Consider the following 3979-nt stretch of genomic DNA (forward strand, 5'->3'; position numbering starts at 1 on the left):
TATTCACCATTGGCGGCAAGGTAAGCATCCCCCCCTTCATACACCACAGGTGCATCACACACATTAGGCTGTAGCGTATTAGTAATAACCGGGGTCACTACATCGGTATCATCTTCGCCATTACCAAACCCATTGTTCGGAGTTGAATCAATATCATTGATACTGGCTTGGCTAATTTCAGCGTTAATCGCAGGGGCCGTTAATGACTGCGGTGCTAAGCGGATCACCGCATAATCATTAAAACCAAACCCAACGGTGCCCACATCTAATATGCCAGTGACCGGATCATACGTTGTAATTTCAGTCACCCCATCTCCAGCATAGGCTTTAACGAAACTGTAACCAGCAGGAATAGGTAAATAAACTTGGGTATTTAAAGCGAGGGTGGTGCCCATATTTTCAACACTGACCACCACATTAAATGGGATCCCCAAGGTCGCATTAACACTCGGCTGCATATCAAGCATTAAGGATAAATCACCCGGTGGCATCAGTGAGATAGGGTGATCTTCCACCTCACCATCTCCGGCTGCACCCGTGGCAAGATTACAGGTTTCACCACTGGAACAAATCCGTAAACGGGCAAAACTATCAAAGATTTGCACATCCGCAGGGACGGTGAAATTCAGAGTACTGTTACCAGAGGCGGTCACGGCAACCGTGGCAGTTTCATCGTTACTGAACACCCCATCAAGGTCGAAATCAATCCAACCATAGAGGTTATCATTACCCGATGTCACTACAGGAACGTTAAGAGCAACATTATCGCCTCCTGTGAGTACAGTCGTAATCGACGGTTGAGTAAAGCCATCTTCATCATCAGGGGTTAAGCCATTAGTATCATCCCCGTTAGCGGTAGCTGTTGGCTGACCATCACTTTCATCATCAGCAGAGTTAGTACCTAAATAGGGAATAGCAGCCTCAATAAAATGTCGAGGACCATCATCCACCAATTCAGTCGCATAACCATCAACTGTAGGTGCATCTGCCCAATCTAGAGGAATTGAAGCATAAGGACATCGAGCACCATCATTACCAAAAGCTTCTGCATTTGTTTGCGTAAATAATGTCGCTGTGTAATTCCCCGCTGATTTTGTACCGTCTAAAATATCAATACGATAAATGCGCCCTGGAGATTCGTTTTCTGCAATATATAAATACCCGTCACTATCAAAATACATTGCACCATAAGCACTATCTGGAATAGTCGTTAATACTCCTAAATCTGTGCGAGTACCTGTATTTGGATCAAAACGATATAACGTACGGGAGCTATCACTTGCTACTGTATAAATAAAACCATCAACTGGATTTATAGCAATATCGTTATAATTAGTATTAATAGTAGGTAATACTCCAACCTGAGTTAAATAATTTGGACTATTTGGATTTAAATCAACAAGGTAAAAGTTTCCTAGTCGATGTGCATATAAAATTCCATCATCATCAATATCACCATTATTTGGTTCACTTGGCCAGGTTGCATTTGATACTGGTAATATATAAGTATTATATGCGCCATCTAATATTGAAATTGAATTCGTACCAGATATTGCCATTAATGTCTGGGTTATCATTGAATAACCGACACCACCACCAATAGTAATTGATGGAGCTAAATTATTTATTGCTCCTGTTGCTAAACTAACAGTATTAAGTTCCCTTAATCCCCCATTATTCTGACTTAAATAAGCAAAACTTGAACATGTCGGAAATGAATTTATGGCAAAATCACCAAAGTTCACATTTGTAGCAACGCCAGCTGTTACAGACACAACATTGGCAGAACTAGAGTTAAAATTAGTAGGATCACCAATAGTGCCACCAGTGTAAGAGCCAGTTGAGGTATTTAAGGTTGGTTGCGTTGGAGGACAGGTCGGTGATGCGATATTGGTTTCATTAATGGCTTCATAAACTTGGTAAGTACCTGTCACTGGAGGGGAAATTGTATATGCCCCTGTTGTAGGGTTTGCTGTAGTTGCATAACACTGTCCAGTTGCTGCATTATAAGCAACAACGGGAACCGCAACACCTACACCCGCTTCACTTCCATCTTTGATACCGTTACTTACTGTACCACCGCCAGCACCATTATCATTAAACACGAAACCACTGATTGAAGGTGGAGGATCAAATGTATATGTACAGGTAACATCATCTCCGTTGTTTAATGTAAATGTCGTCGCACAACTCAGGTTACTTAGTGTATAACCTGCTGGACCATTCCAACTTAATGTATAAGAACTTGGCGTCATAGCTCTCGTATCACCAGAGCTAAAATTTACCGCCACACTTCCACTATCTGTGGCTATTAACGTAAAATCACCAGGAACTGCACTACCTCCAGGATTTACAATGGCATTTAACGTCAAGCTACCTTGAACAAAAGAATAAGCTTTGAATGAGACTAAATCTAATGCTGCTCCAGAACGGCCATCAAAGCCCGCTAGTGCCTGACCTGCAGGTGCAACAACACGATCGTAATAGGTACCACCCGTATATGGATGACTAGGTCCGATGAGTCCTGTGGACGGTGATGCTGGTGCAGCTGCGATTTCTAACTGATTTGTTCCACCATTAAAAGACACAGATGCACAATAAAGACGAAACCACCCCATTACTGGGTGACTTGTTGTTTGAGCATCCACTCCCACTACAGCTTGATTTGCAGGACAATTACCTGTGTAAAGAGTACCTGATGCCGGCCCTCCCCATGCAGTCACGCCACTAAAAGTTAATGTCGCCACACCACCAGAAACATTAACGGTAGAGCAACGTCCTCTTAATGCAGTACCATCAAGCGTACCGCCAGAATTAGAATTATAAAAGTCGAACCCTGTCATCAATTGTCCACTAGGACAATTGATGACAGGAAAGGGACTCCCCCCCATGCCACCAATCGATAATAAATCGCTTTGATAAACTAACCCGACCCCTTCAGCCGCAAATATTTTTGAGCTTGATAGGAGTGTTATGCAGAGTAAAAATAACCTTATTACCTTTGTCCAAATATTTTTATTAGGCATTGTGAGTCACCCTTCTTTCCCTAACCTATATAAGATATTGGTGGCCTAGAACTATTTTTAACTCAGCAATTTTTATTCCAAAAAACTCATGTATATATTCAATGAGATATTTAACAAACGAATCCTATTTTAATAGTGATTTTATTATTGCATCGCAATTATTGAATAACGACACGATATACTACCGTGCCCGACTCTCCTGCCGCCAAGTTCCCTGTCATTTCCCAGCGAATATTGCCTTGATACCCCGTTAAATTGGCACCATTAAGTACTGCATTACAGGTTAGTGATGCTGGAGTTGTGCCATCGCTACATAACACAGGCTGTGCTAATTCAGTAAAATCAGGAGTAGCATCGAAGATTTTCACATCTGATATAGCACCTGAACCAACATTGGAATAGGTAACAACATATTCTAAAACATCCCCTGGGCGACCTTGGTTACTGGTGCTCACTGGACCGCTTTGCGTCACATTACGTACCGTTTTCTCTAAGCGTAATTCCCCTGAGCCACTGAATATCGCCCTGACGGTATCTTTATCCAACACAAGGCGGGTAATGCCATGTCCTGTGCCCGTGGTATCAGCAAAGACCATGTTCGCTTCTATGTCATAGTGATAATGCGCATTTAAGGTCGCATTGGCTGGTACCGTCACTTTGCTCAGTAAACAAATCGTACTGTTGCCACTCACCGCCACCGGGTTCACCACTTGCGCTTCTACCCCATTTAATGTGCCATCACAATCCACATCGTGATACAACACGGTACTCCATGCGGTGTTTGTCGGTGACGTGCTTGGATTAATCACATTAAAGTTCACGTTACCTGCGGTGGCAGCCGTAAATTTATGCGGGAAGAACACCACACTACCCGGTGTCGCTTCACTGAAGTTATCGGGCTCCATCCGTGGCTCGCGCACTTTACCAAAATCTAAGCCAAAGATTTCATCCCC

Annotated in this window: 1 protein-coding gene and 1 pseudogene; both read right to left on the bottom strand. The window is 42.9% G+C overall.

From position 1 onward, the window contains the following. Positions 1-2843, bottom strand: a 2843-nt coding sequence (locus E5A76_RS19590; RefSeq protein WP_262383673.1) for a DUF6923 family protein, incomplete at its 3' end; no start/stop codon positions are given. Positions 2844-3184: 341 nt separating this feature from the next. Continuing rightward, positions 3185-3979 (bottom strand): annotated as a pseudogene (locus E5A76_RS19600) (DUF11 domain-containing protein); the annotation flags it as partial.

Source organism: Photobacterium lucens, from assembly GCF_009873615.1.
Lineage (GTDB): Bacteria > Pseudomonadota > Gammaproteobacteria > Enterobacterales > Vibrionaceae > Photobacterium > Photobacterium lucens.